8 protein-coding genes and 2 pseudogenes are annotated in these 5473 nt (G+C 40.7%); all 10 read left to right on the top strand.

Annotated elements, in window-relative coordinates; genetic code table 11:
* Window positions 1-12: 12 nt before the first annotated feature.
* The 10 genes and pseudogenes from ABCW45_RS17490 to ABCW45_RS17445 all read left to right on the top strand — a co-directional run bounded on the left by ABCW45_RS17490 (window position 13) and on the right by ABCW45_RS17445 (window position 5370).
* Entirely contained in the window at window positions 13-156 is a 144-nt protein-coding gene (locus ABCW45_RS17490) for a DeoR family transcriptional regulator (protein ID WP_425518634.1), read from the top strand.
* Window positions 149-445, top strand: coding sequence for a DUF3847 domain-containing protein (locus ABCW45_RS17485; protein ID WP_343221272.1), 297 nt, complete (start codon window positions 149-151; stop codon window positions 443-445). Before ABCW45_RS17490 ends, ABCW45_RS17485 begins: the two co-directional genes overlap by 8 nt.
* A 437-nt stretch (window positions 446-882) precedes the next feature.
* The gene (locus tag ABCW45_RS17480; protein ID WP_227612115.1) at window positions 883-1536 is read left to right on the top strand and encodes a hypothetical protein; all 654 of its coding nucleotides are present in this window, start codon (window positions 883-885) and stop codon (window positions 1534-1536) included.
* Window positions 1537-1722: 186 nt separating this feature from the next.
* Window positions 1723-2331: pseudogene (mobQ, locus tag ABCW45_RS17475) on the top strand (MobQ family relaxase); the annotation flags it as partial.
* Between the two features lie 19 nt (window positions 2332-2350).
* Window positions 2351-3064: pseudogene (locus ABCW45_RS17470) on the top strand (tyrosine-type recombinase/integrase); the annotation flags it as partial.
* Window positions 3065-3118: 54 nt separating this feature from the next.
* Window positions 3119-3421 (top strand): type II toxin-antitoxin system RelB/DinJ family antitoxin, encoded by a 303-nt coding sequence (locus ABCW45_RS17465; RefSeq protein WP_015553867.1) that lies wholly within the window; start codon window positions 3119-3121, stop codon window positions 3419-3421.
* On the top strand, window positions 3421-3741 hold the full coding sequence (locus ABCW45_RS17460) for a type II toxin-antitoxin system RelE/ParE family toxin (protein WP_015553868.1): 321 nt from the start codon (window positions 3421-3423) through the stop codon (window positions 3739-3741). The genes ABCW45_RS17465 and ABCW45_RS17460 overlap by 1 nt, the downstream gene beginning before the upstream one ends.
* Window positions 3742-3790: 49 nt before the next feature.
* Window positions 3791-4228 carry an SUKH-3 domain-containing protein gene (locus ABCW45_RS17455; protein ID WP_015553869.1) on the top strand — a complete coding sequence of 146 codons (438 nt, stop codon included), beginning with the start codon at window positions 3791-3793 and terminating at the stop codon, window positions 4226-4228.
* A 109-nt stretch (window positions 4229-4337) separates the two neighbouring features.
* Window positions 4338-4712, top strand: coding sequence for an SMI1/KNR4 family protein (locus ABCW45_RS17450; RefSeq protein WP_117553305.1), 375 nt, complete (start codon window positions 4338-4340; stop codon window positions 4710-4712).
* A 58-nt stretch (window positions 4713-4770) separates the two neighbouring features.
* Window positions 4771-5370: a hypothetical protein gene (locus tag ABCW45_RS17445; protein WP_343221271.1), complete on the top strand. Its 600-nt coding sequence runs from the start codon at window positions 4771-4773 to the stop codon at window positions 5368-5370.
* Window positions 5371-5473: the final 103 nt, after the last annotated feature.

Here is a 5473-nt window from a genome sequence, read left to right as displayed (position 1 = left end):
TACGCCGCAGTCCTGTCCTGCAGTCCCATGACGGTCAAGCGTTCTCTGAATGAATTGGAAACTGTCGGACTTATCATGCGGGTGCGTCAGGGCGTTGGAGAACCAAACCGGATTTATGTGCTGATACCGGGAAAGGAGGACGCTGCCCTTGCCTGATACCTCAAAGCTGGAAAAGCTCAACCGGGAGCTGGAGAAAAGCGAAAAGAAACTGCGGAAAGCCATCAATGATGAAAAGGCATTGCAGTACCAGTTAAAGCAGCTTACCCGAAAGGAACGGACGCACCGGCTCTGTACCCGTGGCGGTATGCTGGAAAGTTTTCTGCAAGAGCCGGAACGCCTGACAGATGATGATATCATGCTGTTGTTGAAACTCATTTTTCACAGACAGGACACGCAGGAACTATTGAAAAAACTGCTGGAACGGAAGAAGCCGGAAACCCCTTAGTTTACTAAGGGCGCAATTATACACCACCCGGAGGTTGGTGCATTGCGTTCTCCGAAGGCTCCTCGCCGGAGGGCTGTGATTTGTGCGAGCAATGAGCCGAACGAATATGCTTGCATATTCACTCGGCGAAAGCCGCAGCAGCCGACAGAATGTTGGCTTCCGCAGTCATGGTCTGCTCCAAATCATACAGGAGACGCTACGCCGTCTCCGCTCCGCTTCGGTCGGTGCAGGGCAAACGTCCACCGGACGTTTTGCACCCCTGCGCTGGCTGCCGCCAGCTACCCTTTTGTGGACTTGCCATCTGGGGACACCTTGCTTTGCAAGCTGTTCCCAGCCGACAAGTTTTACAAAATCTCTCTATACTTTGACGGTCGGGTAAAGTATAATGAAGTCGACGACAAATCGGAAGTGGCTTATTGTATTGGGAAGGAGAAGTTATGGACAGAATGGTAATTGCAGGTGGCTATGGGATCTGTTTATTTTCCGCAGACACCTTACAGGATTTTTTGAAGCGTGAGAAAATTCGGAAAAGAAAACTGTTAAGTCTTCTGCAAAAGGATAAAGAGCTTTATCTGAACACGCAACGAGAGGGAATTTTCATCCCGTTGGTAGGGATTGATCACTATAATTATGCAATCAAATTGGAAGGGCAGGACGAGCCCTTTGATGACCAGTGGGTGCAAAAAATCAGCTATGAGGGCTTTAATCTGGAAGTAAAAGATGGACTTTGGATTTCTGCTATTGAACAGCTTGAACCTTTTGAGCCAAAGGAATACCATATCAAGGAAGAAGAATTTTATACCACACCGGGGTACTTCGGTTCTGTGGAGCACTACCACTCCCCGTGGGAACGGTGGTATAAGTCAGAAACACCAGATGGTATCTGTACAATTTATACGGACATCAAGTATAATGTTCCCGCTGGAAAATATCTGCTGTCCATCAAAGGCTACACCCGAAAGGAACAACAGAAATTTCCTACCCCCAACTGTGGTTTTTTCTTTTCCTTTACAGAAGTAGATTCGTTTGAAGGTTTCAAGAATCCACGAGAATCTGATGAGTACGATTTTAATCTAGGAAGTATAAAGTAGAAAACTTTCAATTTGCCACCCACACATCGGGTCAACTTGTCCTGAACTTTTACAACTTAATACCCGCCGCCCACACAGCGGCACACCAAGCAGGAAATCTGAAAAAGGTCTCCTGCTTTTTTTCTGCCCAAAATGAGGTGGTAAAACGCCACCCCATCCACCAATTACCGAAAGGAGGGACACGAAATGCCCTGTCCGCACAACGAAATCTCGATTGTGCAGCGAAGCCAACAGCAGTCTGCTGTTGCCGCCGCTGCTTACCGGAGTGGTGAAAAGCTGTTCTGTGAATATGACCAGCAAGTGAAGCACTATCCGGAGAAGCGTGGTATCGTCCACAATGAAATCCTGCTTCCGGCAAATGCCCCACGGTCGTATGCAGACCGCAATACTCTATGGAACGCCGCCGAAGCGGTGGAAAAACAATGGAACTCCCAGCTTGCAAGGCGGTGGGTGCTTACCATCCCCAGAGAGATACCGCCCGACCAATATGCTGTCCTTGTCCGGGAGTTTTGTGAACAGCAATTTGTTTCCACCAAAGGCATGATTGCTGACTTTGCCATCCATGACCCCCATCCGCCGGGACACAATCCCCACGCCCATGTCCTGCTGACTATGAGGGCAATGGACGAACATGGGAAATGGCTTCCCAAGAGCCGTAAGGTTTATGACCTTGATGAAAACGGGGAACGGATAAAGCTGCCATCCGGCAGGTGGAAAAGCCACAAGGAGGATACGGTGGACTGGAACGACCAGAAATATTGTGAAATCTGGCGGCATGAATGGGAGGTCATCCAGAAATATTCCGGTCATAAAGATAACGACCGAGATGCTACGAAAATATCTTGTAGAGTATCAAACGATAAATAATTGTGGAAAGGTAACTATTAATAATATTCGTAGAAGTCTTTCCACATTTTTTTCGTGGCTAGAGGAAGAGGATTATATTATAAAAAGCCCAATGAAAAGAATTCATAAGGTAAAGACTGCCGTTATTGTAAAAGATACCATTCCGGATGAGAAAATAGAAATTCTTAGAGATAATTGTAATAATCTGCGTGATAGGGCAATGATTGATTTTCTGCTTTCAACAGGAATTAGAGTAGGCGAATTGGTAAGGCTGAACATTGATGATATAGATTTCTCTGAGCGGGAATGCGTGGTTTATGGCAAAGGAGACAAAGAGAGGAAAGCATATTTTGATGCTAAGACCAAAATTCATTTGTTGAATTATATTGAATCAAGGACAGATAATAATATAGCGTTATTTGTGTCGTTAAACAAACCACACAGTAGACTTACTGAAAGCGGTGTGGAGTTACGATTACGAGAAATGGGGAAGAAGTTAGGTGTAGAAAAGGTACACCCACATAAGTTCAGAAGGACTATGGCCACCAGAGCAATTGAGAAAGGTATGCCGATTGAACAGGTACAGAAAATTCTGGGACATGAGCAAATAGATACAACGCTCAGATATACAATGGTTAATCAAAACAATGTGAAGCTATCGCATCGAAAATATATTTCATAGATTGACTTGTAACGCAAAAGACGTTACAATAAAAGAAAGATGGAGGTGTATTCTATGGGAAAAACAGCAACATTAAATATAAGAGTAAATCCAGATGTAAAAGAAAATGCAGAAAGTGTATTGGCACAATTAGGGATACCAATGGCTACTGCTATAGATATGTATTTAAAACAAATATCATTAGTAGGAGGAATTCCCTTTTCTATTGTATTACCAAAAGCAGCTAATTCAGTGAATGCAGATATGATGTCTGTTACACAGATTCATCAAAAGTTAGAAAAAGGATATGCCGATATAGAGAAAGGAAATGTTGAGGATGCAGCTAGTGCGTTTGTGGCATTTAGAGAGAGGCATTAATGAAGCAATATAAGGTAGAGATTACAAAAGAAGCTTTGCAGGATATGGAAGATATATACAATTATATTGCTATAGATTTGCTTGCTCCGGATAATGCAATGGGGCAATATAATCGCATTGCTGATGAAATACTTACATTAGACACTTTCCCGGAACGATTTAGGATTATGGATTCTGAGCCGGAAAAGAGAATGGAGTTGCGTAGAATGCTCGTCGATAATTATTCAGTGTTTTACACAATCCGTGACGAAAGGGTAATTGTAACGGATGTGTTATACACGGCATCTGATATAGAAGCACGTTTGAGAGGCGAGCTATAAAAGCACGCGTTTATTTGAAGTTGCTTATTGTATTGGGAAGGAGAATTGTATGGAAACTACTACCTTACAACGGCTAAAGGCAGCTGGATGGAAATGTGGACGTAAAATTGATATTTCTGCTTTCAAAAAGAGATATAGAGAAATTGGATTGGAGATGCCAGCAAATGTAGAAGCTTTTCTTGAGGAATTTGGATTGCTCCATATTGAGAATTTGAAATGGTTTAGAGATGTCGATTTCAATCCGTTGGAAGCTATTGGAATAAATTTAGATGCGGAATATTTTGAAAATTTGTTAGATGAGTATGATATTAATACAACAACTTATCCGCTGGGAATGTGTTGCACAAATGAGCTGTTTTTAGTGATGACCATCACGAATGAATTTTATTGTTTTACAAATGGATGCTGCGAACTGTGTGGAATTGGCGTAGAAGATATGTTGGATTGTCTGATTGGCGAATGCAGAATATCTAAAACGATTGAATAATTTCGTTCTTATGTCAAATGCAATCTAAACAGAAACAAAGCGACAAGTTTCAGTAAGCCGGTGTGTTTAACGGAGAGACGAATTTGAATTTTACGGCGAGGTGAATGATATGGAAAAATGGGGAATGTTTGAATTTAATACGCCTTATGTTGGAGAAATTATCGAGAAAATAAATGATGTGGTATTACCAAACGATTACATAGAATTTATGAAAAAACACAATGGTGGCCAAGGCGATATTGGTGAAACATGGCTTATATTATATCGGTTAGAAGAATTACAAGAAATAAATGATGATTATGAAATTGAAGTATTTCTGCCGGATCACATTATTATTGGTTCAAATGGTGGTGGTGAACTTTATGGAATTGATAATAAGGGAAACTACTTTAATGTACCAGTGCTAATAGATGAAGATGATGTTGCTGTGCTTGGTACAGAGATAGAATTATTGCCAGATAAAATAAATGCACTTTGGGAATAGATTCTTTTGTTAGTTATATGACGAACAGTACATAAGCCTTGAGGTTCAAGGAGACAGAATGGTATATTGTGATTTCAGTAATAGTTTATATAAATATTTGGATATTTATCATAACGGGTTAAAAAAACTTGCAAACAAAGAAGTGCAAGCAATCGTTGGTCATCTAAGAGAAATGTCAGACGAAAATCAAGATGAAATATTAACACAATTTCTTTCGGATTATTGTGATAGTGATGTATGGGATACTTTGAAAGACCGGGGAAATGCAGATATTCCATACGAATTAAAAGAGTATATCCTAATGTGGATTACACCACGTTGCGAAGAGAAGAAAATGCCAGAATGCAGATGGTATTATGAGTTGTTCAGAAATCATAAGCAGGGATATCAAGCGGCAGTAAAATACCTTGAGATTGCTTATTCAAGTATGAAGTGTGACCAGAAAACAATTGATTTGCTGTTTGATTCATACTTGGATATTTTAGGTTGGGGGGCACATCATTTTCCAGATGGATGCATAATTGAAGATAATACAATAGTTGATTGTTTTCAAAAATGTGAGGATATATTAAAAGAAAAAACGGTTAGTGAGAGATTGATAAATCAACTGAACTATTATAGAATCCTGTACGAATGCTATAATATAATGGTATCGTAATTTAAGACACTTTGAGAGACATTTTTTAATGAATCTGGTATACTGTAAGCACTATAGAAAGAAGGATCATTTTTATGTCTCGAACAAGAAGAAATTTCTCCGC

Source organism: Pilosibacter fragilis (assembly GCF_032490495.1).
GTDB classification, from domain to species: domain Bacteria; phylum Bacillota; class Clostridia; order Lachnospirales; family Lachnospiraceae; genus Pilosibacter; species Pilosibacter fragilis.
Note: the sequence above shows the minus strand (reverse complement) of the source record. Positions and strands in the feature narration are given on the sequence as shown.

Coding starts and splice junctions, on each gene's coding strand:
- ABCW45_RS17455 (WP_015553869.1), top strand. CDS start 3,791: ATGGAAACTACTACCTTACAACGGCTAAAGGCAGCTGGATGGAAATGT.
- ABCW45_RS17450 (WP_117553305.1), top strand. CDS start 4,338: ATGGAAAAATGGGGAATGTTTGAATTTAATACGCCTTATGTTGGAGAA.
- ABCW45_RS17460 (WP_015553868.1), top strand. CDS start 3,421: ATGAAGCAATATAAGGTAGAGATTACAAAAGAAGCTTTGCAGGATATG.
- ABCW45_RS17480 (WP_227612115.1), top strand. CDS start 883: ATGGACAGAATGGTAATTGCAGGTGGCTATGGGATCTGTTTATTTTCC.
- ABCW45_RS17465 (WP_015553867.1), top strand. CDS start 3,119: ATGGGAAAAACAGCAACATTAAATATAAGAGTAAATCCAGATGTAAAA.
- ABCW45_RS17445 (WP_343221271.1), top strand. CDS start 4,771: ATGGTATATTGTGATTTCAGTAATAGTTTATATAAATATTTGGATATT.